The following is a 23,902-nucleotide window of genomic DNA, read 5'->3' on the forward strand; positions in this document are numbered from 1 at the left end:
TAGGGGTGAATACTATGGCGAAATTGATGCCGGGTAGAGTCCGTAATGAGGGGATTAAACTTTTTGAAAAGGGTTTAATTGCCATTAGTCAGGTCTCAGAAACTCAGTTGGACACGACAGTTGGCCAACATCATTTAATTTATGCACTCGATGATTCTGAAATCATGTGTGACTGTGATTTTTTCGCTCAAAAAGGCTATTGCTCCCATTTGGCAGCGGTTGAGTATTATCTAAAAAATGCTAAGGAGGGCCAGCGTCTCTTAGCAAAATTAGAGGAGAAACAAGAGTCCGCCCAGGACCAAGAGCGGGGGCGTTCTTTTGGTGGTTTATTTTTAGAGAGCCTTTCTCTGAATGAGGATGATACAGTTAGATATAGCCTCACGGTAGAGGGAGAGGAATCTACCTTTGGTTCAGAGATTTGGTGGAGTTTACGTTTACGTCGCTTACCGGACGAACGTTCTTACGTTGTTCGAGATATCCCAGCCTTCCTCAAGCTTATAGAGACTGAAGGCTATTATCAGATAGGTAAGAATTACTATGAACCTCTATCACTCATTCAGTTCGACCAGGCTTCACAAGCATTTTTAGACTTTTTAGGACGGATGATTCCAGATGAAGCCAAAACAAATTTAACCTTTATTTTACCGAATAATGCACGACACCTTAGTCTCCCCTATGGTTTTTTTGAGGAGGGATTGAGGTTGATGCAAGATTTGGATGGCTTCAGGTTTGAATGGGAAGGTATTGAATATCGCAGCTTTTTGGTAGAGGACTTGACTGCTAAAGCCAATCTTTTCTCGTTTGATATTTGTGTCGAGCCCAAAATGATTGAATTGACTGTTGCTGAGAAAAATAGCCAAACATTTTTTAATAATCGTATTATCTTTTATCAGGGTGTTTTCTATCGTCTTAATAGAAAACAGCAAAAAATTTTGCTTGGCTTACGTTCTCTCCCTATCGGAAGTAATTTGAATAAACATGTCAGTTTTAATCTAGAAGAACAAGCTATCTTAGCTGCTAGTCTTTCTGATTTTAAGACTATGGGACCGGTTAAAGCCCCAAAAGCGTTTAATATCAAAGATTTCACCCCGAGATTTCGCTTTGATTTGAAAGGTGAACGCGAGGTTGTGCTCACATTGGCTTTTGATTTTGATGGATATGTTGTGGATAATCGTTATGAGTTAAGTCATTTAGGCTTTACTAGTAACTATCGTAATGAACAGGCTATTTTTCGTTTGATGGTTAAACATGGATTTACCCCTGATTTTCAGTCATCTAAACGCTTAAATAGCAATCAAGAGCTCTATGATTTTTTTATAAATACTCTACCAGCTTTTGAAAATGCAGGGCCAGTTCTTATTGGACAGGAGTTGCGTGACTTACGTGTTGAACAGAGTCCACAAATTCAGGTAGAGCGTCAAGGAAATCTATTAGATATTTCGTTTGATTTTTCAAGTCTCGATGATGGGGATGTGGATCATGCTTTAGAAGCTTTGATGGACAGAGCGCCCTACTTTGTTAATCGTAGTGGTCAGTTGATTGTCTTTGATGAGGGGACACAACGTATCAGTGAGAGTCTAAGAACTTTGAGGGCCCGTTATTCGGGGGAAGGGCATCTAGAACTCCATCAATTAGCCGCCTATCAATTGATGGACTCTCTTTCAGAAAATGATTCTGTTCGTTTTTCAGAAGATTTTCAACAGCTAGCGCAACATTTGAGAAAACCGGAAACGTTCGACCTGCCATCCTATCATGTAGAAGTTAACCTTCGTCCTTACCAAGAAAGAGGAGTTCAATGGCTATCAATGTTGCATCACTATGGTTTTGGTGGTATTTTAGCCGACGATATGGGGTTGGGGAAAACTTTACAGACCATTGCTTATCTTTCTGCACATTTAGAGGATGGACAACGAGTCTTGGTTCTATCGCCATCGAGTTTAATTTACAATTGGCAGGATGAATTTAAAAAATTTGCTCCTCAGTTAGATGTAGCAGTTTCTTATGGACTTAAGCCAAAACGTGATGAGATCATTGCAGAAGACCATCAGATTATTATTACTAGCTATGCTTCATTCCGTCAGGATTTTGATGTTTATAAGGCTGGTCAGTATGATTATCTCATTCTAGATGAGGCACAGGTCATGAAGAATACTCAGACGAAGATTGCTCAATATTTACGTGATTTTTCTGTTCCGCATTGCCTAGCTCTATCTGGAACGCCTATTGAAAATCATTTGTTGGAGATTTGGTCTATTTTCCAGATTGTTTTACCGGGGCTTTTACCAGCTAAGAAAACTTTTCTTAAGCTAACACCTATGGAAGTGGCCCGGTACATTACTCCATTTATTCTTAGACGTAAAAAAGATGAGGTTCTTCCTGATTTACCGGACCTGATTGAAATTACGCACCAAAGTGAATTGTCGGATAGTCAAAAGGCTATTTATTTAGCACAATTGCAACAGATGCAACAAGGTTTAATTTCAGCAAGTGATCAGGAAATTAATCGTCGTAAGGTGGAAATCTTGTCAGGAATTACCCGCTTACGCCAAATCTGTGACACGCCAGCCCTCTTTATGGATTACGCTGGTGATAGTGGGAAATTAGATAGTCTTAGAGACCTACTTAGTCAAATTAAGGAATCAGACCATCGTGTCCTTATTTTTTCACAATTTCGTGGGATGTTAGATATTACAGAGGAACTTTTACAAGAGTTAGGTATTTCCTCTTATAAGCTAACAGGGTCGACCCCATCTGATAGTCGTCATGAGATGACCAGAGCCTTCAATCAGGGGAGTCGAGATGCCTTTTTGATTTCTTTAAAAGCAGGGGGGGTAGGACTCAACTTGACTGGTGCTGATACAGTTATTCTGATTGACCTTTGGTGGAATCCAGCGGTGGAAATGCAGGCTATTAGTCGTGCTCATCGTATAGGTCAGAAACAAAATGTCGAAGTTTTCCGTTTGATTACAAGAGGTACTATCGAAGAGAAGATTCTTGAGCTTCAAGAAGGTAAGAAAAATCTCGTTACAACAGTATTAGATGGCAATGAAAGCTGTGCTAGCATGACAGTTGAGGATATTAAAGAAATTCTTGGTATTGCAATATCTTAATCTGTTATATTTAATATTGGAATACTAAGATATAAAAATGACACTAGGCAAATCTTTTGAATTAGGATATAATAGAATATTGCAAGACGTATCTCCCCATTCCCGATTGTTTATATTAAGATACGCATCATCTCGAAAACGAAAGGAAGTCTTTTATGCATCGCCAAAGACGACAATTTCCGTTGATTCCGGACGGAGAATCTTGCTTGCAAGAACCTATCTCTATGCGTTTATACGAAAATGAAGATTTAATCACTAATATCCGTGGTCCTTATCAGGATAAGGACTATAACGATTTCTTTCTGAACCATGATTTCTTGTCAGCTAAGCCTCATAAACGTAAGCAGGCTCCAGACCGAGCTGAAACACAAGAGGATGGAATGACTTATGCTGAAGAAGCCCGTGAAAAGGCGAAGCGTGACGTACGTGATAAACGCCAAAAATACCTACGCCAAGAAGCTCAATCAACTAAATCTACGAATATCCGTTCACTAGCTGCTAAGCCTAAGGTAGAAAATAAGCCAAGCTTTGAGGCTACTGTTGAGGCAGTTGCTGTAACGACGGATAAGGAGCCAGTGATGGCGTCTATCTTGGGAGCTCCTGTAAGTGCTATTAAGAGAACATTAGCACCAAATGGTAAACACTCAAAAATCCATCACTTGGCAAATCGTCTGAAACAAGATACTTATATCTTGGCAGAAGTGGCTCCAACTTATCAACAACCTAGTAATCCATCTCGTAAGAACGTCAAGAAAAATAGCTATGACTTCTTGAAACGTAGCCAGGTTTATAATTACACAGAACGTCAAATTCACCGTGAACACCGAATTGCTCAAGAACTAAATTTGACGCATTTAGAAGATGCAAATTAATCGCAGTTTGATTGCAAGGAGAAACTATGTCAAAAACTTATCATTTTATTGGAATTAAAGGATCTGGTATGTCGGCTTTGGCTTTGATGCTCCATCAAATGGGACACAAGGTTCAAGGTTCCGATGTGGAAAAATACTACTTCACTCAACGTGGTCTTGAGCAAGCGGGCATTCCAATCCTTCCTTTCGATGAAAAAAACATCACTGAAGATGTTGAATTGATTGCTGGGAATGCTTTTCGTGAAGATAACAACGTTGAAATTGCTTATGCCATTAAAAATGGTTATAAGTTCAAGCGTTACCATGAATTTTTGGGTCATTTCATGAATCAGTTCACTAGCTTTGGTGTGGCTGGTGCACATGGTAAGACCTCTACGACAGGACTCTTGTCACACTCTATGAAAAACATCACAGATACGTCATACCTTATCGGTGATGGAACAGGACGTGGTTCTGCCAATGCGCAATACTTTGTCTTTGAAGCAGATGAATATGAACGTCATTTCATGCCGTACCATCCTGCTTACTCAATTATCACTAACATTGACTTTGACCATCCAGATTACTTTACAAGTATTGATGATGTTTTCTCAGCATTCGATGATTATGCAAAGCAAGTACAAAAAGGGCTCTTTGTTTACGGTGAGGATTCTAACCTCCGTAAAATTACATCCAATGCACCAATCTATTATTATGGATTTGAAGAAAATGATGACTTCATGGCAACAGATATTATTCGTACAACCACGGGGTCTAACTTCAAGGTGAAGCATGATGGACAAATCATAGGGGAATTCCATGTACCAGCTTATGGTCGTCACAATATCTTGAATGCAACTGCGGTTATTGCTAACTTGTATGTAGCTGGTTTTGACATGGCCTTAGTTGCTGAACATCTAAAAACTTTCTCAGGGGTTAAACGTCGTTTCACAGAGAAAATTATTAGTGATACTGTTATCATCGATGACTTTGCTCACCACCCAACTGAAATTATTGCAACACTAGATGCAGCACGTCAAAAGTACCCATCTAAAGAGATCGTTGCTATTTTTCAACCACATACTTTTACCCGTACCATTGCTCTTCTTGATGACTTTGCTGAGGCTTTAAATGAAGCGGATGCTGTCTATCTGGCACAAATTTATGGTTCTGCGCGTGAAGTTGACCACGGTGATGTAAAGGTTGAAGATCTTGCCGCTAAGATCAATAAACCTGCCAAAGTGGTTACAGTTGAGAATGTTTCACCTCTCCTTGACCATGACAATGCTGTCTATGTCTTTATGGGAGCTGGGGACATCCAACTTTATGAACGTTCATTTGAAGAGCTCCTAGCAAGCTTGCAAACCCACATGTAATATATTAAGGGCTGTAGCGATTTCGCTCGGCTCTTTCTCTTGGATAGAAAGGAATCTTAGATGATTATTCGACACGCTAGAACGAATGATTGGACTGATGTTGTTCGTATAGAACAAGATAAATTTTTCGCCTGAAGAGGCTGCTACACCAGAGGCTCTTGCAGAGCGTTTAGAGACAATTTGCGATACTTTCCTAATTGCTGAAATTGATGGCACTGTAGCTGATTATATCGAAGGACCTGTGATTTCGGAACGATATCTTACAGATGACTTGTTCTACAAGGTAACTCCTAATGCTAGTCAAGGAGGCTATATCGCGGTTACTAGTTTATCTATCTCCAAAGACTTTAAAAGGCAAGGTGTTGGAACATCCTTGATTGCAGCTTTTAAAGACCTGGCTATTGCTCAAAAACGTCAAGGGATTAGCTTGACTTGTCATGATTACCTGATTACCTACTATGAGATGAATGGTTTCATTGACGAAGGTGAGTCCAAATCAAACCATGGCGATAGTATTTGGTATAATATGGTCTGGGAGAACCCAGAAGGCTAGTAATACCAGTGTTACGTTACTGTGACAAAGAACCAATTGATTTGCATTAACTGGTTTTTTAAGATATAATGGCGTTTGTTACTATAGAGGAGGTATGCCTTGACGGACAAGCATAATGAATACTCGGAATCTGCTGAAGATAGCCTAAGCTTTAAAAATCAGATTCTTCGAGATTTACAAGAAGCGACACGGCTCCGTTCTCTTCGTGAGGAGGAGCATAAAAAAAGTGCAGCTGTTCCCGAGACACCACTTTCAATGTCAGCTGATAGCCATGCAATAGATTCTGGATCAGCGTCAAATAAAGTAAGTAACCAAAATTTGAGTTCTCATTCTGTTGCTCATAGTGCTATAGCTAAAACTATGACTTCTGAGACGGTTCGAGATTTTCAATATAGTGTTGACTTGTCTTCTAATTCTCAAGCTGATTCTTCAGCCCCTGATGTCCATTCAAACGTAATATCAAGTCCTAAAGAGCAAGTTGATAAGGAGAAAAATTTAAGTATTCCTCAGGAGACTGAAATATTGAAACGTCGTTTTAAACGTCCAGTTTGGGAAACTAGTCTTAACGCGGAATCAGAGGAAAAATATATTCCTGCAGATGTTGCTAAGGAGCTTATTGAAGCTAAGGCTAAAGAAGCTATCTACACGAATCCTAAAGAATTGGTGTCCAAGATGACATCAGAACGTCAAAAAGAAGCATTTTTGCGGGAACATCATACAGTAAGTAATCACTCTGAACCAGTAAGAGTTCAGTCAGATCTAGTAACTGATGGCAATGAGGGTGATGAGAGTATTGCTTTAGCAGCAGCCTCTGAAAAATCTAACAAAAAGAAACGTAAGAAAGTGAAGAAGAAAAAGTCTTCGCCAAAAGATGTTAAACAGGACGGAATCATCAACGAAGAACCGATTTCACGCTCCAACCGAAATCAAAAACTCAATAAAAATAATCGTCGTGCAGGACGAGTTGCAAGAAACATCATTGTCTTCTTGATTCTTATCTTATCATTAGCTGGATTCTTTGGTTATCGATATGTTAGTGATGCAGTTGGTGCAAAAGATGTCAAGTCGACTAAGTTTATTAGTGTTGAAATTCCTGAAAATTCAGGTAGCAGTTACATCGGTCAGTTGTTGGAATCAGCTGGTGTCATTAAATCTGGTAAAGTCTTTAATTACTATACCAAGTTTAAGAACATTTCAAATCTAAAAAGTGGTTACTATAACCTTCAGCCTAGTATGACTATGGATGAAATTATTGAGGCACTTCAGAAAAAAGGAAGTGATAAGCCTCAGGAACCATCTCTGGGTACAGTCTTGGTTAAAGAAGGATACACCATTGAGAAAATCGCCAAGGCGGTTGAAGTTAATTCATCAGCTAAAAAAGGTAAACATTCATCTACTGGACTTAAGGAAAAAGACTTCTTGAAACTTATGAAGGATGATGCTTTCATTACTAAGATGAAAGCGAAGTACCCAACCTTGTTGGCAAACCTTCCGAATTCTACAGATGCTAAGTATGTCCTAGAGGGGTATCTGTTTCCAGCGACTTATAATATTCATGACGATACGACGGTGGAATCTTTGGCAGAGGAAATGCTATCTACGATGGACACCCACCTATCACCATACTATGCAACAATTTCATCAAGTAACCACAACGTTAATGAAATCTTGACTCTAGCTTCTCTTGTTGAAAAAGAGGGAGCAACTGATGATGACCGTAAAAACATTGCTAGCGTTTTCTATAATCGTCTTAATTCAGACATGGCCCTGCAAAGTAATATCGCGGTTCTTTATGCTCTTGGAAAACTTGGTCAAGAAACGACCTTGAAAGAAGATGCAACGATTGATACGAATATTGACTCCCCTTATAATGATTATGTTCATAAAGGGTTGATGCCTGGTCCTGTAGATAGTCCTAGTCTATCGGCAATAGAAGCGGTTATCAATCCATCTTCTACCAAGTACATGTACTTGGTTGCGGATGTATCAACTGGTAATGTCTATTTTGCTGAGAGCTATGAAGAGCACCAGCATAATGTTGAATCTTATATTAATAGCAAACTAAAAGATAAATAGTCTGATTGGTTAATTAAAATTCAGTAACTGACTACTGAGTTTGATTTCAAACCAACTGGCTAAAAAAATAGGAAAGAGAAGAAAATGGCAGAAAAAACATATGTAATGACCCTAGCAGAAAAAAAACAACTTGAAGCAGAATTGGAGGAGTACAAACTCGTACATCGTCCGGAAGTTGTAGAACGCATCAAGATTGCCCGTTCTTATGGTGACCTTTCAGAAAACTCTGAGTATGAGGCGGCTAAAGATGAGCAAGCCTTTGTTGAAGGTCAAATTCAAATTCTTGAAACAAAGATTCGTTACGCAGAAATCGTTGATAGTGATGCTGTTGCTAATGACGAAGTTGCGATTGGTAAAACAGTTGTTGTGCAAGAAGTTGGTACAAGCGACAAAGATACTTACCATATCGTTGGTGCAGCCGGTGCTGATATTTTCTCAGGTAAAATTTCAAATGAAAGCCCAATTGCTCAAGCCTTGATTGGTAAGAAAGTTGGAGATAAAGTAGCTATCGAATCACCAGCAGGTAGCTACTCTGTTGAAATCCTTAGTGTAGAAAAAACATCCTAAGCAAATGTTAGGACAAAATTGTCTAGCATTTGAATAAACATCGAAATACCTACATGGTGTAGTAGCTTTTTGATCCTTGTGGGAGTGAGGCAGAACATTTGTTCTGTCTCACTCCTTTTTTAGTTACCAGAGATAATAGGAGCTAGGTTAGTCTTAGTTTATCTATAAGAAAACACTCTTGAAGTTTTTTGAACTAAACCCCAAAAGTTAGACAGAAACAATCTACCTTTTGGGGTGTTTTATTATGAAATTAGCTTATGAAGATAAAGTTCAAATATATGAATTGAGAAGACAAGAGGAAGAGTACCTAAAATGGGGCGTAAACGCAAGTATTCTTCATACCAAGGAGAAGTTGGCAAGAAAGCAGATAACCTATTCAACGTCAATTTGAAAGCTCTAAACCAATGGAAAAGTGTTATACGGATGTGACAGAGTTTGCAATTCCAGCAAGCAGCCAAAAGCTCTATTTATCACCAGTATTAGATGGCTTCAATAGTGAAATCGTCGCTTATAATCTTTCTAGGTCGCCGAATTTAGTACAAGTGAAAGCTATGCTAGAACAAGCTTTTACAGAGGAGCATTACGAAAATACAATTCTCCATAGTGACCAGGGATGGCAATGTCAACATGATTTCTATCATCATTTTTTAGAGGGTAAAGGAATCCAACCGTCCATGTCACGTAAGGGAAATAGTCTAGACAATGGTATGATGAAGTCCTTCTTTGGCATTCTTAAGCCTGAGATGTTTTATGGTTACGAGAAGACGTTTCACTCACTTGAGCAATTGGAACAAGCTATTGTAGACTATATTGATTATTACAATAACAAACTAATCAAGGTAAAACTAAAAGGACTTATTTCTGTGCAATACAGAACTAAGTCCTTTGTGTAAATTAATTGTCTAACTTTTTGGAATCAGTATGCTCTTCCAAGAGTGTTTTTGTAGCTTATTTACGATTTTGCTTACCAGCGTTACGGTTTTTTTTGGCTTTATTTGCAATTGCTTGGGTATTTTTTGGAGTAACATCTTTACGCTTGTTTGGTGTTGTACGAGGGGCTTTTGGAGGATTCTTTTTGAACTCTTCAGCAACTTTCTCTTTTAAGCGAGGTTTGATGATATAGTTAGTAATCAACTGCTGGATAATAGAGAAGATACCACCAACTAACCAGTAAAGGATTACGGCTGCAGGTGAGCTAATACCAAAGAAAATCATCATGATTGGCATGCTGTACATAGTTGCCGCCATTTGCTTACGTTGCTCCTCAGGAACTTGTTGAATAGACAACCAAGATTGGAAATAGTAAAGAGCGGCAATGATGATAATCAATGGGAAGTCACGATGACCGAGGTTAAACCAGAGGAAGTCATCCTTGAGTACACCAGGAGTGTAACGTGCTGCATAGTAAAGCGCTGAGAAGAATGGAAACTGAATCAATAGAGGAAGACAGCCAATACCGCCCATCAAGCTAAGACCGTTTTCACGTTGAGCTTGCATGAGTTCAGATTGAGCAGCCATTTTTTCTTCTTGAGTTTTAGCGTTACGCAAACGTTCGTTTATTGGTTCCAAGATAGGGGCTAGGTACTCACGTTTTGCTGATTGGTAGGCTGCACTACGAGATTGGTGAAGACCAAGTGGTAATATAATCGAACGAACAATGATAGTTACGAAGATAATACCAAGACCAAATCCCAGACCAAGATTGTTTGCGAAGTAGGTGATGACGTGGCTCATAGGACGACCAAGTAGGTTCCAGACCCAGCCAGTGGGATTACCAGACTTATCAAGGCTCACACATCCTGATAGGAAGAGAAGCATGCTGGCAGCAAGCCCCATAAGGGCTAGACGTTTTTGAATTTTATTCACAATATCATTCCTTTTGTTTTTTAGTTATACTTGTCTATTTTACCCTTTTTTAAGGAAGAGAACAAGCTAAAAACGGAGGCATCATCTTAATTCGCCATGCGAAAATCACTGTAATTTGAGAAGTTAGCCATGGTTACATCAACATAGGTTACATTAGACCATTTTGAAGGTCCTTTTCGAACTTCTTGGATAAACTTAGCTAACTTAGCAGGTTTATCTGATTGCGCTAGAATTTCAACAGTTCCATTATCGTTGTTCCAGACTCGACCGTAAATATCTCCAATTTCGAGTGCTAATGCATAGGTTGAATAACGAAAACCAACACCTTGGACTCTTCCTGAGACTAATAATCTTACTTTTTGCATGGGCCATGACCTCCTTTTGAAAATTCTTTCTTTCAGTATAATCCTTACTATAAAGTCGGTCAAGTCCTAGATTTATCAAGGAATTTCTGCTACAATGAGTGTATGGAAGTCATTCAATCAAAGCAAAATGCTAGTATCAAGACTGCTAGAAAATTGTTGCAACGCAAGCACCGTAAAACCAGTTATCTTATAGAAGGATGGCATCTCTTCGAGGAAGCAAAGGCAAGTGGTGCGCATATTCTTCAAATTTTTGTGCTTGAGGAGATGGCTGACCGTGTAGCTAATATGTCTAAGGTTAAGTTGGTTAGTCCGGAGGTTCTTAAGGAGCTCTGTGAAACTCAGACGCCTCAAGGGATTGTTGCAGAAGTTGCTAAACAAACTCAAGCTTTGCCAGACCCTCTTTCAGGGAAGTATCTGCTATTGGAGGATGTTCAGGATCCTGGTAATGTTGGGACAATGATTCGAACAGCAGATGCTGCAGATTATGATGGGGTCTTTTTATCAGATAAATCCGCTGATATTTATAATCAGAAGACCTTACGTTCTATGCAGGGAAGTCATTTTCATCTGCCAATCTACCGTGGACCAATTCTTGAGATGGTTGAAACTTGTAAAAAACAAGATTTACCAGTCTTGGCAACGACTCTCTCAGAGGTTTCCGTTGACTATAAAGCAGTTAAGACAGACGGTAATTTTGCCCTAGTGATGGGAAATGAAGGTCAGGGAATCAGTAAGGAAATGGCTGAGTCCGCTAATCAACTGGTACATATTAACATGCCAGGCCAGGCAGAGAGTCTTAATGTTGCTGTTGCTGCAGGGATTCTCATGTTTAGTCTCTAGGTCCTAAGGATGATTTTATTGAGAAACATTCGCCTTTTAAGATAAATTTAAGCTCTAGTGATATAATGAAGAAGTATTAGAAACATTCATGAGGTATTATTATGAATCGACCAGAAGATGATAAAGAATTCATGGAAGTTGTTGGACATTTGATTTCACACCCACGTTTTCAAAAATTGGATGGGATTGTCCAACATTATCATTCGACACGTTTGGAACACTCGGTTAATGTTAGTTACACCAGCTACAAGATTGCTAAAAAATTAGGTTGGGATGCTGAGAGCACTGCCCGAGGTGGTCTCTTGCATGATTTTTTCTATTATGATTGGCGAGTAACCAAATTTAATAAGAGTCATGCTTGGGTGCACCCACGGATTGCTGTTCGTAATGCTAGAAAGCTTATTAATTTAAACAAAAAAGAAGAGGATATCATCCTCAAACATATGTGGGGAGCAACTATTGCACCGCCGAAGTATAAGGAATCTTATATCGTTACCATGGTGGATAAGTACTGGGCTGTTAAAGAAGCAGTGACACCTTTACGAAATCGCATTAAAAATAGTAAGTTTTTTCCGTCGCAATACTCTACAAAGTAGCCACAATTAATTTATTAAACTCAGGAGATATTTATGAAATCAAATGCAATTTATACAACTAGTGATGCAGGATTAAATCGCTTTTTCGGGAAGATTTATGGCCTTGTTGGTATTGGGGTAGGGCTTTCAGCAGTCATTTCTTATCTGATGTTATTCCCTCTCTCTCATCTTTTTGTCAACATTCTCATGAATTATTCTTGGATCTATATGGCAGCTATTTTTGTTGAGTTAGCCTTGGTTTTTTTGGCTAGTGGTGCTGCAAGAAGAAATACGCCTGCGGCTCTGCCTTTATTCTTAGTTTATTCCGCTCTGAATGGCTTTACACTTAGTTTTATCATCGTTCAATATACGCAAGCTATTGTTTTCCAAGCTTTCCTAAGTACTGCCATTGTCTTCTTTGTCATGGCACTTATCGGAGTTTCTATTAAGCGTGACTTGTCAGGAATGGTCAAATTTCTTATGGCAGCTTTGATTGGAATCATTGTTGCTAGCTTAGTTAATATTTTCTTTGCAAGTAGCACGATGAGTTTTGTGATTAGTATTGTATCAGTTCTCATTTTCTCTGGTTTAATTGCTTATGACAATCAGTTAATTAAAAAGGTTTATTATAGTACTAATGGTCAAGTCACAGATGGATGGGCGATTTCTATGGCGCTTAGTCTTTACTTGGATTTTATTAACTTGTTCTTGAATATCTTGCGAATCTTTGCGAGGCGTGACTAGTTAAAAAAAATCAGCCGTTCGGCTGATTTTTTTGTGTTTAACGTTTTTTGTAATTGTTTCTTGTTGACCTGTATAGGTGTAGGAGAGTAGATAGTAATCTCATTTTTCGACCTAGCCATCTTTATCGGAAAAGGCCTACTTATCGTCTTTCTTAGTGAGTTCAACTGAGCAATCCTTAAAGATATTTATTTCGTCTGTCTATGCTACTGATGGACTTACTTTTTTTGATTGAATTAGGTAAATAAGTTTCCATGCAGTATTGTCTAGTCAATTGGTCGCGATTTCCAGCGTTAGCACCATTGCTTTGTAGGTAGTTTTTAAGATCGTCAATAAGCCTTGGATGGTTAGCCACATATGCATCGTCTGCAGCTCTCATACTGATAGTTGACATGTCAATGTTAAACTCCGTCTTATCTTTAGTAACGAAAATGTTGTCAACAGAGTAACTACCCCGTTCACGGTTAGAAGTTTTAGTCCATCCGAAAACTTTTGGAATTTCATCTCCAGTTGGTTTGATATGATCAGTTTAATCATAGCTATATTGAAGACTATCTGAGAAATATTGACTAAGTTCACTCTTAGCCTTGCCTAGGTCAGTAGAAACAAATTTATTGTAATTTTTACTTTCTCCACCTAGAAGAACTGCGTTAAAATAAGCATCAATATCTTTTTTAACATTGGTAGTTGTTTGACCATCGAAATTTTTTGGACTAGTTGAAACCGTCTACCCCTCTGTCTTTCCATCTTTTGATTTAAAATAGAGTTTATATTTTTAATCGTTGTTCACTTCGAAAAAGAGAGACTGGTCTTGTAGTCATTAGCTTCAACTTTTCCAAAGTCATCTGTAGCATTTTCTACGTTATTATTTTTGGTGAGGAGAGTAGGTAGGTCATCTTTGTCAATCTTACTTGCTGTGACTTTTTTACCATCCTCATCTTTGAGGTAAAATTGTTTAGTAGATGTTTTTAGCTCATTTTTCATATCTTCAGAAATTTGCTCACGTTTGAGTGAGGCTTCAACCAAGGTCTGATCATCTTTAAGTTTGAGGGCTCTTCTAGACATATAGATAATGTCGTTAACAGAAAGCTTAGCATCGAGTTTTGGTTTGGCACATGCTGACAATGTAAAAACGGCTATTAGAGAAATCGCCCCAGAATAAAGATATTTTTTTATACATAATTCCCATTATTTCATTAAGTTGACACGTCTATTGTATTATGAAATATCCCTTGAGATTATTAGAAATTTGGATTTCAAGCCTTTTCTTATGCTATAATAAGGTTACTATTGTAAAAAATGGAGAATAAAATGACAAAAACACCCTTTATTACGGCGGATAAACTCGATCAAATCACTGCAGAATTTCCAACACCTTTCCACCTTTACGATGAAAAAGGTATTCGTGAAACAGCGCGTGCAGTTAATGCAGCCTTTTCATGGAATCCTGGTTTTAAAGAATTCTTTGCTGTAAAGGCAACACCTAATCCAGCAATTCTCAGAATCTTGAAGGAAGAAGGGTGCGGTGTAGATTGTGCGACTGATACAGAGCTTGTCATGAGTAACAAAGTTGGTTTTGATAGTACTGCTATTAGTTTTACGTCTAATGATACACGAGCAGAAGAATTTGTTTACGCGCGTGATATCAATGCGATAATTAACCTTGATGCTTACGAAGATATTTTCTTCTTGGAAGAGTCTGCAGGGCTTCCTGAAACGCTTTCTTTACGCTTTAACCCAGGTGGTGTCTTCTTACTTGGTACAGATATTATGGATCATCCTGAAGAATCTAAATTTGGGATGACTAAGGAGCAACTTTTCAAAGGTTATGCCTACCTTAAAGAAAAAGGGGTGAAATCATTCGGTTTGCATGCCTTCTTGGCGTCAAATACAGTAACGAATGAGTACTATCCAACCTTGGCTGCTCAACTCTTTGAATTGGCTGTAGAAATCAAGAATGAGCTTGGTATCAGCCTTGACTTTATCAACTTATCAGGTGGTGTTGGGGTAGACTACACGCCAGCGAACAAGCAAAACGATATTGCTGCTATCGGTGAAGGTGTTCATACTAAATTTGATGAAATCCTTGTTCCAAATGATCTTGGGGACATTAGTATTTACACCGAACTTGGTCGTTTCATGACAGCGCCACACGGACTCCTTGTTACTAAGGTTCTCCATATTAAGGATACTTATCGACGTTATGTTGGTGTTGATGCTTCTGCAGTTAACTTGCTTCGCCCAGCAATGTACGATGCCTACCACCACATTACTAATATGACTAATCCAAATGGTGATATTCAAGTGGTTGATGTCACAGGTTCGCTTTGTGAAAACAATGACAAGTTTGCTAAGAACCGTGAATTGCCTGAGGCTCGTATTGGGGATACCTTGGTTATCCATGATACTGGTGCCCATGGTTTTTCAATGGGTTATAACTATAATGGCCGTCTTCGTTCGGCAGAAATCCTCTATCAAGAAGATGGAACAGCGCGAATGATTCGTCGTGCAGAGACTATGAATGATTATTTTGCGACACTTGACGGATTTGATTTTGAAATTTAACAAAAAAGGCTAGACCTAGGAGGTCTAGCTTATTTTGCTTTAATAATAACCGCTTCAAGAAGTGTATTGGCCGTCCCTTCTGGAGATTCAATGCAGCCTTCCTTTAGCCAGAGTGCCAAAATGGTAACAATGGTAATGACGTAAACTTCCGAAGAATACTTGACTGGAATATGATAGCTTCTTTCCATAAGTTCTGTGACATTTTCAATATCAGAGTTAAGGATGGTCTCGATAATGAACTCACAAATCAATTCATTGATGTTTGGAATATGTGTCATTAATGTGCGACAGAGCTTATGATTTTCCTTAAGATATCGTAGCATTTCGGTTAGAACACCTTTTTGATAGGTCATATACTTTTGCAGAATACTTGAAAGTTTATCTAAAATCTTAGACAAGGTAGTTTCAACCAAGTTATCTTGATTTGAATAGTAGTAGAAGGTTGGTCTGCTGAGACTTACTTTTTTGATGATGTCTGTGGTGTTGATTTGTTCGAGTGAACTCTCTTCTGAGAGTTCAGTAAATGCATTGACAATTTTTTGTTTGGAAATAGTTGCTTCCTTTAGCATAAGTAAGCCCCTTTATATAAACATAATAATTTCAAGACTTATATAAAAACCTAATTTTTTCCCTGAAATCTTACAAGTATTTCGCAGTTGTAAGCAAAAGAAGCTGAAACTCTCATTTCATCAGTATTTTAGATAAGTAATTTTTTTGCGGACTCGTTAAGAAACTAACGTCTTATTTGTCAGTAAGGCCTATTTTTGCTATAATATAAGGTAAATCAACGTTATAGGAGAATTAAATTTATGAACACCGTCCTTTGGATTATTCTTGTTTTTGTAGCCCTTTTGGGTGGCTTCTACGGAGGCGCATATTTTTCCCGCAAACAAATTGAGAAAGAATTAGCTGAAAATCCTCGTTTGAATGTGGACGCTGTTCGTACAATGATGTCGGCAGCAGGCCAAAAGCCTAATGAAGCTAAAGTGCGTCAAACATATAATCAGATTATTAAACAACAAAAACAAGCACTTGCAAATAGCAAGAAAAAATAATGGTGGGGAGCTGGGACGTGAATCTCAGCTTTTTACATGTAATGTAAGGGGATAAGGAGGCAAGATGGATAATCGACCTATAGGATTTTTGGATTCTGGTGTCGGAGGCCTGACGGTAGTACGTGAACTTAAACGTCAGTTGCCTCACGAGTCCATTGTTTATATTGGTGATTCTGCTAGGGCTCCATATGGCCCTAGACCAGCAGGACAAATCAGAGAGTATACCTGGCAGTTGGTTAAATTTCTCCTGACTAAAGACGTAAAGATGATTGTTATTGCTTGCAATACGGCGACAGCAGTGGTTTGGGAGGAAATTAAAGAGGCTTTGGACATTCCAGTACTAGGTGTGGTTTTGCCTGGTTCTAGTGCTGCCATTAAGTCTAGCCGGTCTGGTCAAATTGGTGTCATTGGTACTCCTATGACAATTTCGTCTAATATCTATGAGCAAAAAATTAAGCGTCTGGCACCACAAATGAATGTCCTGAGTTTGTCCTGTCCCCGTTTTGCCCCAATTGTTGAATCAAATGAAATTAATTCAAGTGTGGCTAAAAAGATTGTCTATGAAAGCATGGCTCCTTTAGTTGATAGGGTAGATACCTTGGTTTTGGGTTGCACCCACTACCCACTTTTACGCCCGATTATTCAGAATGTTATGGGGCCAAGTGTCAAATTAATTGATAGCGGAGCTGAAACTGTTCGTGATGTTTCTGTCTTGCTCAATTACTTTGAAATTAACCGTAGTCGTGAGGTCAAAGACAAGACGGAAGAATACTACACCACAGCTAGTGTGCTTGGTTTTAAAGAAATTTCTGAGCAGTGGCTGGGTGAGGAAGTTACTGTCCAACATGTAGATTTGGATAAGGAGTTAGAAAATGACTAAATCAATTTTTGAATATAAGGATGATCAAGACTGGTACTTGGCTAGTTTTGGAAGCTATAATCACTTGACATGTTTTGGTGATGATGAGGCCTATGAACAATATGTTGACTTTTTTCAGGGCTTGACTAACACCTTGGATGTTAGTGGTTTTCAGTTACATGTTGTTAAACACTCTTCGGATCTTCGCTTAGTGTCTTTTATTTTGGATTGTTTGAAAGAGGAGCTTGGTCGAGACTTGGTCGTTACGCAACATCAAGGAACTTTGCTTGTAAGTGAGGGGGATAAGCTTCTCTATGTCCACGTACCTAGAGAAGGTGTCTCCTTGGATGATTTCTTTGGTTCTGATAATAAATCAGATTTTGGTGATGTTTTATTGATTGCGACACGCAACGAAGGAAAAACCAAGGAGTTTCGGAAACTCTTTGGAAAGCTTGGTATTAAGGTAGAAAATCTTAATGATTATCCAGATCTTCCTGAGGTTGCTGAAACTGGTATGACCTTTGAAGAAAATGCACGCTTGAAGGCGGAAACTATTTCGAAATTAACTGGGAAGATGGTTCTTTCAGATGATTCAGGTTTGCAGGTAGATGTTCTTGGAGGTTTGCCAGGTGTGTGGTCTGCTCGTTTTGCGGGTCCAGAAGCTACCGATGCTGAAAATAATGCTAAGTTACTGCATGAACTTGCCATGGTACTTGATGATAGCAAACGCTCTGCCCAGTTCCATACAACCTTAGTTGTTGCAGCACCTGGACGTGATAGTTTGGTTGTTGATGCAGACTGGAAAGGTTATATTGGCCGAGAACCTAAAGGTGACAATGGTTTTGGTTATGATCCCCTTTTCTTAGTTGGTAATACGGGTAGGACAGCAGCAGAGCTTTCTACAGAGGAAAAAAATGAACAATCTCACCGTGGACAAGCTGTTAAGAAACTTATGGAGGTATTCCCAGCATGGCAGAACAAACAATAATCGTAATGAGCGACTCCCATGGAGAACGTGATATTGTAGTAGACATAAAAAAACGTTATCAAGGGAAGGTAGATGCCATTTTCCATAATGGAGATTCTGAGTTAGAATCAAGTGATTCTGTTTGGGAAGGTATCCATGTGGTTCGTGGTAACTGTGACTATGATTCAGGTTATCCAGAACGTTTGGTCGTGAAACTTGGTGATGTGATTATTGCGCAAACGCATGGTCATCTCTTTGGGATTAATTTTACCTGGGACAAGTTGGATCTTTGGGCACAACAAGAGGATGCTGATATCTGTCTATATGGGCATTTACATGTGGCAGCAGCTTGGCGAAACGGTAAGACAGTGTATATCAATCCAGGTTCTATTTCACAGCCACGTGGCCCAATCCATGAGAAACTCTATGCTAAGGTGATTATAAACGATGCAAAGATTCGTGTGGAATATTATACACGTGACCATGAACTTTATTCAGAACTTACACAGGAATTTGAACGATGATTGCTAAAGAATTTGAAGATTTTTTGTTGGCTCATTTAGACAACTATTTGATCCCATCAGATCAAGTTACTATTTTTATTGATAGCCATAACGCTGATCATGTGGTTTTGCTTTTGACAAGCAATGGTTATTCACGTGTGCCCGTTTTGACTAAGGACAAGCATTATCTTGGGACAGTATCTTTGGCGGATATCAAGCGTTACCAAGATGAACATAACTTGCAAGAGTGGGAGATGGTTAATCGCGATATCGGACCGATGACTTCAGATTTTGTGGCAACAGTGAAAGATGATGCTAATCTAAGTGAGGTAATGCATAAGCTGGTTGATAATCCTTTCCTTGCAGTAGTTGACAGCCAAGGTATTTTTAAAGGAATTATTACACGAAAATCAATTCTCAAGGCAGTTAATAGCCTCTTACATGACTTTACACATGACTATATCATCATTCCAAAAACAACTGACAACTCAGATAACTGATTTTCTAGCTAGGAAGACCATTTCTGATAGCTCAAAACAAGCTTATGCTTATGATCTTAAACAGTTTGTAAACTGTCTTCCAGGACGAGTAGATCAAACCAGTCTCAAGCTTTATGAAAATCAACTCAAGGAGTGGAAGCCTTCTGTGCAAAAACGTAAGCGCTCGGCTGTTAATCAGTTTTTGCTTTACCTTTATCAAAAGGGTGAGCTAGAGGAGTTTTTTAAACTGTCAGAGACTGCACCACTCCCTTCTCAGCAAGAAGAGTTAGAAATCTTTGATTTGTCGTCGCTCTATGAGGGACAAGAAGGGCCCGGTAAACTGGCTTGTCTGTTTATTCTAGAGTTAGGACTCTTACCTTCGGAAATCTTGGAGCTGAAATGGGAAGATATCGACTTGGATTTTGGTGTTGTAACCGTGGCTAAGGGAAGTACTAAGCGTGTTCTCAGACTGGATGGAGCTTTGAAAGAGCTCTTATTTGGGATTAAAAATGACAATAGTCAGGGATTGATTTTGAGTAAGGCTTTTACCCGTCAGTGGCTGTATAAGCAGATTCAATCTTATGTTGGTGGATGCGGCTTATCGGGGGTAACTGCCCAAGTCTTGCGCCAGCAATATATCCTTAGACAGATTGAAAAGGGAACGGGCGCCTTTGAACTTGCTCGTTTACTTGGGCTAAAAAGTCCAGTGACCTTGGAGAAATACTATAAAACCTAATGGATATTAAGTTAAAAGATTTTGAGGGGCCACTGGATTTGTTGCTCCATCTGATTTCTAAGTATGAAGTAGACATTTACGATGTTCCCATTGTTGAGGTCATCGAGCAATACTTGGCTTATTTGGCGACCTTGCAAGCTATGAAGCTAGAGGTTGCTGGGGAATATATGCTTATGGCTAGCCAGCTCATGTTGATTAAGAGTCGAAAACTATTGCCGACAGTTGTAGAGGATGAGCCTGAAGCGGATGATCCAGAACTAGAGCTCTTGAGTCAGCTAGAAGAATATGCACACTTCAAAGCAGCTAGTCAAGTGTTGGCTAAGAAGCATGAAGTGCGAGCTCAGTATTTTTCAAAACCAAAAGTAGAATTAGTTTATGAAGATGTGACGCTGAATCAGGATAAGACGATTCAAGATATTTTCTTGGCTTTTTCAAAAATCATGGCTGAAAAGCAAGAAGAAATTCGTCGAAGCCACACGACTATTGCACGTGATGATTATAAGATTGAAGACATGATGTTAATCATTGAGGAGGCCTTTAGTGCGAAAAATAAATTGTTTTTAGATGAGCTTTTTTCAGATGCTAAGGATATGAATCAAGTGATTACACTCTTTTTGGCAACTCTTGAATTAATTAAGATACATCGAATCTCGGTACAGCAGGAAACAATTTTTGGAACAATTACTCTAAGAAAGGAATGGACGAATGAGTAGTCACTTAGCACGATTAGAAGCCCTACTTTTTGTAGCTGGTGAAGATGGTCTTAGTCTAAGGACTATGGCACAGCTCTTGGAAATACCAGTGACGGGACTGACTCAGTCCTTAGAAAAATTGCAAGCCAAGTATGAGGCAGATGAGGACACAGCACTTTGTTTATTGGAATCGTCAAATACCTATAAGATCGTGACTAAGCCTGATTTTGCATGTCTTCTGCGTGACTATTCCAAAACGCCAATCAACCAAAGTCTATCCCGAGCGAGTCTCGAGGTACTTTCTATAGTTGCTTATAAACAGCCCATTACTCGCGCTGAAGTTGATGACATTCGAGGTGTCAATTCCAGTGGCGCTATTGCCAAGCTTCAGGCTTTTGGTCTCATTCGAGAGGCTGGTAAAAAGGATGCTGTGGGTCGTCCCAACCTATATGCGACAACTGATTATTTCTTGGATTATATAGGAATTAACAGTTTAGACGAACTTGTGGCCATTGATCAACTAGAACTTGAAGAGCAAGAAACGAGCCTATTTAGGGAAGATGCTCCAGAAGATCTTGAGGATTTGGACAATTAAGAGTAAACCTTGTTGAAACTAATCATTAAAAATTAAGAAACATAGCAGAGATGCTAGGTAGAAAGGATACAGCTGAAGCTGTAGAAAAAAGAATGCGAATTAATAAATATATCGCCCACGCTGGTGTGGCTAGTCGTCGTAAAGCTGAGGAATTGATTAAAGAAGGCCGTGTGACTTTAAACGGTAAGACCGTTATGGAATTGGCAACAATTGTCAAAAATGGAGACATTGTCGAGGTAAATGGAAGCCCAATTTATAATGAAGAAAAGGTATACTACCTTCTTAATAAACCACGTGGGGTTATTTCTTCAGTATCTGATGAGAAAAACCGTAAGACGGTTATTGATCTAATGCCCCACGTTAAGGAACGTATCTATCCTGTTGGTCGTCTTGATTGGGATACGACTGGCCTTCTTATTTTAACAAATGATGGTGACTTTACCGATAAAATGATTCACCCACGTAATGAGATTGATAAGGTTTATTTGGCGCGTGTTAAAGGTATTGCGACCAAGGAAAATCTTCGTCCTTTGACTCGTGGTGTGGTGATTGATGGTAAAAAAACTCAGCCGGCCCATTACAATATTATCAAGGTGGATCATGAAAAGAACCGATCAGTCGTCGAGTTGACGATTCATGAAGGGCGAAACCATCAGGTTAAGAAAATGTTTGAATCAGTAGGTTTGATTGTTGATAAGTTGTCACGTACCCGTTTTGGTACCCTAGATTTGACAGGACTACGTCCAGGAGAGTCACGCCGTCTAAACAAAAAAGAAATTAGTCAGCTTCATAACATTGCTGTTAACAAGGTTAAATGATGAAGAAGTTTCTGATTGCGTTAGTAAAGGCTTATCAGAGATGGATTTCTCCCCTGTTTCCACCGTCTTGTCGTTTTCGTCCAACTTGCTCAGTCTATATGATTCAAGCAATAGAAAAACATGGTTTAAAGGGAGTTCTTATGGGAATCGCCCGTATCTTAAGATGCCATCCCCTATCAGAGACTGGTGACGACCCAGTACCAGATTATTTTAGCCTAAAACGTAATAAAACTCCCTTGGACAATTGAATCCAAGAGAGCTTTTTTATGCTTAAATTTTTGACCATGTTTTTGGTAGGAATAGGAGCAATAAAGGATAGATTTCCAAACGTCCAGCAATCATAGCAAATCCCATGATTAGCTTAGACAAAGGACTAAAAATAGCGAAGCTATCAGTTGTTCCAAGTAAAGGTCCAATATTGTTAAATGTTGAAGCAGCAGCACTTGTCACAATCAAGAAATTTTGATTATCCAAGGACAGGATTGTAACTAGACTTAGTATGATCAACACATATACAGCCAAATAATTAAGAACGCTATGCTGTGTTTCTTTATCAAGAACACTTCCATTAATGTGTAGAGATAGGATACGGTTAGGATAGAGGCTAGCTAAGGTCTGATTACGTGCAATTTTAGCAATAATCATAGCACGGATAACCTTGAAGCCACCAGCTGTAGAACCCGCTGATCCCCCGATAAACATCAGGAGAAGTAGGATGTACTGAGAAAATAGTGGCCATTTGGTAATATCTGTTAGACCAAATCCCGTCGTTGTGATAATCGTTGACACTTCAAAGAATGAGTATTTAAACGAGTCAGCTAAACTGTGGTAAATCCCAAAAATATTGAGGATAATTAAACTTGTTGATACCGCAACAATCGTAAGATAGGTACGTAGCTCTTCATCTTGGAAGAAGAATCTGATTTTGCGAAGCAGGATATAGAAGTACAAGTTGAAGTTAACGCCAAATAGTAGGGTACCAACTGTAACCACATAAGTAATTAAATCGCTGTTATAGTAGGCAATAGAGTCATTATAGACTGCAAATCCACCGGTACCAGCACCTCCCATCGCAATGACAATACTATCGAAGAGTGGCATGCCACAAATCCATAGAATCATAGCAAAGATCACAAACATGCCCAGATAGATGATGTACAAAATCTGAGCTGTATTTTTGAGCTTGGCAACGACCTTACCAAAGACTGGACCAGGCACCTCTGCACGCATAACCTCATGATGACCATTTTTACTGTTGTTCATGATGGCTAGAGCAAAGACCAGCACCCCCATCCCTCCAATTAGGTGAGCGAAGCTTCGCCAGAAGAGGAGAGAATGGGTCAAGACCCCAGTATCTGTGAGAATAGTAGCCCCTGTAGTTGTGAAACCTGAGCTCATTTCGAAGAAGGCATCGATGACACTTGGGATTTGCCCAGAAAAAACAAACGGTAATCCCCCAAAGAATGACCAAAGTACCCAACAGAGGGCTACAATGAGCATTCCTTCTTTGGTGTAAATGCGGTAGTTCTTAGGTTTAAAGAGAGTACCAAGCACTCCGATAAAAAGGAGGATCGCCATAGTCCCCAAAATGCTGGCAAATACCTTGGCGTCTTCTTGATAAATAAGAGCCACAATAAGAGGTACAACTAAGAGTCCAGCTTCAATGAGGAGCAGTTTAGAAATAAGAAAACGGACAATAGATCTATTCATGGC

The 23,902-nt window shown here is 39.1% G+C and carries 24 protein-coding genes and 2 pseudogenes; 21 read left to right on the top strand and 5 right to left on the bottom strand.

What is annotated here, in order from left to right; genetic code table 11:
• Positions 1–14: 14 nt before the first annotated feature.
• From E3C75_RS03505 to E3C75_RS03540, 7 genes and pseudogenes are all read left to right on the top strand, one after another.
• Positions 15–3,110 (top strand): pilus expression-regulating Snf2 family helicase, encoded by a 3,096-nt coding sequence (locus tag E3C75_RS03505; protein ID WP_084830493.1) that lies wholly within the window; start codon positions 15–17, stop codon positions 3,108–3,110.
• A 155-nt stretch (positions 3,111–3,265) separates the two neighbouring features.
• Positions 3,266–3,982, top strand: coding sequence for a divisome accessory protein ZapJ (gene zapJ / locus E3C75_RS03510; RefSeq protein WP_084828459.1), 717 nt, complete (start codon positions 3,266–3,268; stop codon positions 3,980–3,982).
• A gap of 26 nt (positions 3,983–4,008) precedes the next feature.
• Positions 4,009–5,337 carry a UDP-N-acetylmuramate--L-alanine ligase gene (gene murC, locus E3C75_RS03515; protein WP_014607936.1) on the top strand — a complete coding sequence of 443 codons (1,329 nt, stop codon included), beginning with the start codon at positions 4,009–4,011 and terminating at the stop codon, positions 5,335–5,337.
• Positions 5,338–5,397: 60 nt separating this feature from the next.
• Positions 5,398–5,890 (top strand): annotated as a pseudogene (locus E3C75_RS03520) (GNAT family N-acetyltransferase).
• Positions 5,891–5,989: 99 nt separating this feature from the next.
• Positions 5,990–7,966, top strand: coding sequence for an endolytic transglycosylase MltG (mltG, locus tag E3C75_RS03525; RefSeq protein WP_111679215.1), 1,977 nt, complete (start codon positions 5,990–5,992; stop codon positions 7,964–7,966).
• A gap of 84 nt (positions 7,967–8,050) precedes the next feature.
• Positions 8,051–8,533: a transcription elongation factor GreA gene (greA, locus tag E3C75_RS03530; RefSeq protein WP_111679217.1), complete on the top strand. Its 483-nt coding sequence runs from the start codon at positions 8,051–8,053 to the stop codon at positions 8,531–8,533.
• A gap of 315 nt (positions 8,534–8,848) precedes the next feature.
• Positions 8,849–9,426, top strand: a pseudogene (locus E3C75_RS03540) (IS3 family transposase); the annotation flags it as partial.
• Between the two features lie 55 nt (positions 9,427–9,481).
• On the opposite strand, the gene yidC reads toward E3C75_RS03540, so the two are convergent.
• Both yidC and E3C75_RS03550 read right to left on the bottom strand, forming a co-directional pair.
• Entirely contained in the window at positions 9,482–10,399 is a 918-nt protein-coding gene (yidC, locus tag E3C75_RS03545; protein ID WP_002949461.1) for a membrane protein insertase YidC, read from the bottom strand.
• An 86-nt stretch (positions 10,400–10,485) separates the two neighbouring features.
• Positions 10,486–10,764, bottom strand: a complete 279-nt coding sequence (locus tag E3C75_RS03550) for an acylphosphatase (RefSeq protein ID WP_065972893.1) — start codon at positions 10,762–10,764, stop codon at positions 10,486–10,488.
• Between the two features lie 102 nt (positions 10,765–10,866).
• Here E3C75_RS03550 and E3C75_RS03555 point away from each other — a divergent pair, with 102 nt between their 5' ends.
• The 3 genes from E3C75_RS03555 to E3C75_RS03565 all read left to right on the top strand — a co-directional run bounded on the left by E3C75_RS03555 (position 10,867) and on the right by E3C75_RS03565 (position 12,923).
• Positions 10,867–11,604 (top strand): TrmH family RNA methyltransferase, encoded by a 738-nt coding sequence (locus tag E3C75_RS03555; protein ID WP_084828462.1) that lies wholly within the window; start codon positions 10,867–10,869, stop codon positions 11,602–11,604.
• Between the two features lie 101 nt (positions 11,605–11,705).
• The gene (locus E3C75_RS03560; RefSeq protein ID WP_111679219.1) at positions 11,706–12,200 is read left to right on the top strand and encodes an HD domain-containing protein; all 495 of its coding nucleotides are present in this window, start codon (positions 11,706–11,708) and stop codon (positions 12,198–12,200) included.
• Between the two features lie 33 nt (positions 12,201–12,233).
• Positions 12,234–12,923 carry a Bax inhibitor-1/YccA family protein gene (locus tag E3C75_RS03565; RefSeq protein WP_002949470.1) on the top strand — a complete coding sequence of 230 codons (690 nt, stop codon included), beginning with the start codon at positions 12,234–12,236 and terminating at the stop codon, positions 12,921–12,923.
• Between the two features lie 783 nt (positions 12,924–13,706).
• Here the strand turns inward: E3C75_RS03565 and E3C75_RS03575 are convergent.
• On the bottom strand, positions 13,707–13,985 hold the full coding sequence (locus E3C75_RS03575; protein WP_223899646.1) for a hypothetical protein: 279 nt from the start codon (positions 13,983–13,985) through the stop codon (positions 13,707–13,709).
• Between the two features lie 246 nt (positions 13,986–14,231).
• On the opposite strand from E3C75_RS03575, the gene E3C75_RS03580 reads away from it, so the two are divergent.
• A complete protein-coding gene (locus E3C75_RS03580; protein ID WP_100273264.1) occupies positions 14,232–15,485 on the top strand; it encodes a diaminopimelate decarboxylase in 1,254 nt (417 codons plus the stop codon).
• A gap of 29 nt (positions 15,486–15,514) precedes the next feature.
• Here the strand turns inward: E3C75_RS03580 and E3C75_RS03585 are convergent, their stop codons facing one another.
• Positions 15,515–16,054 carry a TetR-like C-terminal domain-containing protein gene (locus E3C75_RS03585; RefSeq protein ID WP_111679223.1) on the bottom strand — a complete coding sequence of 180 codons (540 nt, stop codon included), beginning with the start codon at positions 16,052–16,054 and terminating at the stop codon, positions 15,515–15,517.
• A gap of 240 nt (positions 16,055–16,294) precedes the next feature.
• On the opposite strand from E3C75_RS03585, the gene E3C75_RS03590 reads away from it, so the two are divergent.
• From E3C75_RS03590 to yidD, 10 genes are all read left to right on the top strand, one after another.
• Positions 16,295–16,540, top strand: a complete 246-nt coding sequence (locus tag E3C75_RS03590) for a YneF family protein (RefSeq protein ID WP_002949478.1) — start codon at positions 16,295–16,297, stop codon at positions 16,538–16,540.
• Positions 16,541–16,604: 64 nt separating this feature from the next.
• Positions 16,605–17,420, top strand: coding sequence for a glutamate racemase (gene racE / locus E3C75_RS03595; RefSeq protein WP_084825760.1), 816 nt, complete (start codon positions 16,605–16,607; stop codon positions 17,418–17,420).
• Entirely contained in the window at positions 17,413–18,387 is a 975-nt protein-coding gene (locus E3C75_RS03600) for a nucleoside-triphosphate diphosphatase (protein WP_014607945.1), read from the top strand. The genes racE and E3C75_RS03600 overlap by 8 nt, the downstream gene beginning before the upstream one ends.
• Complete coding sequence (locus E3C75_RS03605) at positions 18,369–18,890, top strand: metallophosphoesterase (RefSeq protein ID WP_011225437.1); 522 nt, start codon at positions 18,369–18,371, stop codon at positions 18,888–18,890. Before E3C75_RS03600 ends, E3C75_RS03605 begins: the two co-directional genes overlap by 19 nt.
• Entirely contained in the window at positions 18,887–19,369 is a 483-nt protein-coding gene (gene cbpB / locus E3C75_RS03610; protein WP_111679225.1) for a cyclic-di-AMP-binding protein CbpB, read from the top strand. Before E3C75_RS03605 ends, cbpB begins: the two co-directional genes overlap by 4 nt.
• Positions 19,323–20,084: a site-specific tyrosine recombinase XerD gene (xerD, locus tag E3C75_RS03615; protein ID WP_084828465.1), complete on the top strand. Its 762-nt coding sequence runs from the start codon at positions 19,323–19,325 to the stop codon at positions 20,082–20,084. The genes cbpB and xerD overlap by 47 nt, the downstream gene beginning before the upstream one ends.
• A complete protein-coding gene (locus E3C75_RS03620) occupies positions 20,084–20,797 on the top strand; it encodes a segregation/condensation protein A (RefSeq protein WP_084828466.1) in 714 nt (237 codons plus the stop codon). The genes xerD and E3C75_RS03620 overlap by 1 nt, the downstream gene beginning before the upstream one ends.
• Positions 20,790–21,371, top strand: coding sequence for an SMC-Scp complex subunit ScpB (scpB, locus tag E3C75_RS03625; RefSeq protein WP_011225441.1), 582 nt, complete (start codon positions 20,790–20,792; stop codon positions 21,369–21,371). Before E3C75_RS03620 ends, scpB begins: the two co-directional genes overlap by 8 nt.
• A gap of 92 nt (positions 21,372–21,463) precedes the next feature.
• Positions 21,464–22,189 carry a pseudouridine synthase gene (locus E3C75_RS03630; protein ID WP_002949498.1) on the top strand — a complete coding sequence of 242 codons (726 nt, stop codon included), beginning with the start codon at positions 21,464–21,466 and terminating at the stop codon, positions 22,187–22,189.
• Entirely contained in the window at positions 22,186–22,437 is a 252-nt protein-coding gene (gene yidD / locus E3C75_RS03635; RefSeq protein WP_084828467.1) for a membrane protein insertion efficiency factor YidD, read from the top strand. Before E3C75_RS03630 ends, yidD begins: the two co-directional genes overlap by 4 nt.
• A gap of 22 nt (positions 22,438–22,459) precedes the next feature.
• Here the strand turns inward: yidD and E3C75_RS03640 are convergent, their stop codons facing one another.
• Positions 22,460–23,899, bottom strand: a complete 1,440-nt coding sequence (locus E3C75_RS03640; RefSeq protein ID WP_024704180.1) for a TrkH family potassium uptake protein — start codon at positions 23,897–23,899, stop codon at positions 22,460–22,462.
• Positions 23,900–23,902 lie beyond the last annotated feature (3 nt).

This window comes from Streptococcus thermophilus (assembly GCF_010120595.1).
GTDB classification, from domain to species: domain Bacteria; phylum Bacillota; class Bacilli; order Lactobacillales; family Streptococcaceae; genus Streptococcus; species Streptococcus thermophilus.

Coding starts and splice junctions, on each gene's coding strand:
- xerD (WP_084828465.1), top strand. CDS start 19,323: ATGACTATATCATCATTCCAAAAACAACTGACAACTCAGATAACTGAT.
- cbpB (WP_111679225.1), top strand. CDS start 18,887: ATGATTGCTAAAGAATTTGAAGATTTTTTGTTGGCTCATTTAGACAAC.
- E3C75_RS03580 (WP_100273264.1), top strand. CDS start 14,232: ATGACAAAAACACCCTTTATTACGGCGGATAAACTCGATCAAATCACT.
- E3C75_RS03550 (WP_065972893.1), bottom strand. CDS start 10,764: ATGCAAAAAGTAAGATTATTAGTCTCAGGAAGAGTCCAAGGTGTTGGT.
- E3C75_RS03605 (WP_011225437.1), top strand. CDS start 18,369: ATGGCAGAACAAACAATAATCGTAATGAGCGACTCCCATGGAGAACGT.
- E3C75_RS03505 (WP_084830493.1), top strand. CDS start 15: ATGGCGAAATTGATGCCGGGTAGAGTCCGTAATGAGGGGATTAAACTT.
- E3C75_RS03560 (WP_111679219.1), top strand. CDS start 11,706: ATGAATCGACCAGAAGATGATAAAGAATTCATGGAAGTTGTTGGACAT.
- E3C75_RS03575 (WP_223899646.1), bottom strand. CDS start 13,985: ATGTCTAGAAGAGCCCTCAAACTTAAAGATGATCAGACCTTGGTTGAA.
- zapJ (WP_084828459.1), top strand. CDS start 3,266: ATGCATCGCCAAAGACGACAATTTCCGTTGATTCCGGACGGAGAATCT.
- E3C75_RS03585 (WP_111679223.1), bottom strand. CDS start 16,054: ATGCTAAAGGAAGCAACTATTTCCAAACAAAAAATTGTCAATGCATTT.
- scpB (WP_011225441.1), top strand. CDS start 20,790: ATGAGTAGTCACTTAGCACGATTAGAAGCCCTACTTTTTGTAGCTGGT.
- E3C75_RS03590 (WP_002949478.1), top strand. CDS start 16,295: ATGAACACCGTCCTTTGGATTATTCTTGTTTTTGTAGCCCTTTTGGGT.
- racE (WP_084825760.1), top strand. CDS start 16,605: ATGGATAATCGACCTATAGGATTTTTGGATTCTGGTGTCGGAGGCCTG.
- greA (WP_111679217.1), top strand. CDS start 8,051: ATGGCAGAAAAAACATATGTAATGACCCTAGCAGAAAAAAAACAACTT.
- yidD (WP_084828467.1), top strand. CDS start 22,186: ATGATGAAGAAGTTTCTGATTGCGTTAGTAAAGGCTTATCAGAGATGG.
- E3C75_RS03630 (WP_002949498.1), top strand. CDS start 21,464: ATGCGAATTAATAAATATATCGCCCACGCTGGTGTGGCTAGTCGTCGT.
- murC (WP_014607936.1), top strand. CDS start 4,009: ATGTCAAAAACTTATCATTTTATTGGAATTAAAGGATCTGGTATGTCG.
- E3C75_RS03620 (WP_084828466.1), top strand. CDS start 20,084: ATGGATATTAAGTTAAAAGATTTTGAGGGGCCACTGGATTTGTTGCTC.
- E3C75_RS03555 (WP_084828462.1), top strand. CDS start 10,867: ATGGAAGTCATTCAATCAAAGCAAAATGCTAGTATCAAGACTGCTAGA.
- E3C75_RS03565 (WP_002949470.1), top strand. CDS start 12,234: ATGAAATCAAATGCAATTTATACAACTAGTGATGCAGGATTAAATCGC.
- E3C75_RS03640 (WP_024704180.1), bottom strand. CDS start 23,899: ATGAATAGATCTATTGTCCGTTTTCTTATTTCTAAACTGCTCCTCATT.
- E3C75_RS03600 (WP_014607945.1), top strand. CDS start 17,413: ATGACTAAATCAATTTTTGAATATAAGGATGATCAAGACTGGTACTTG.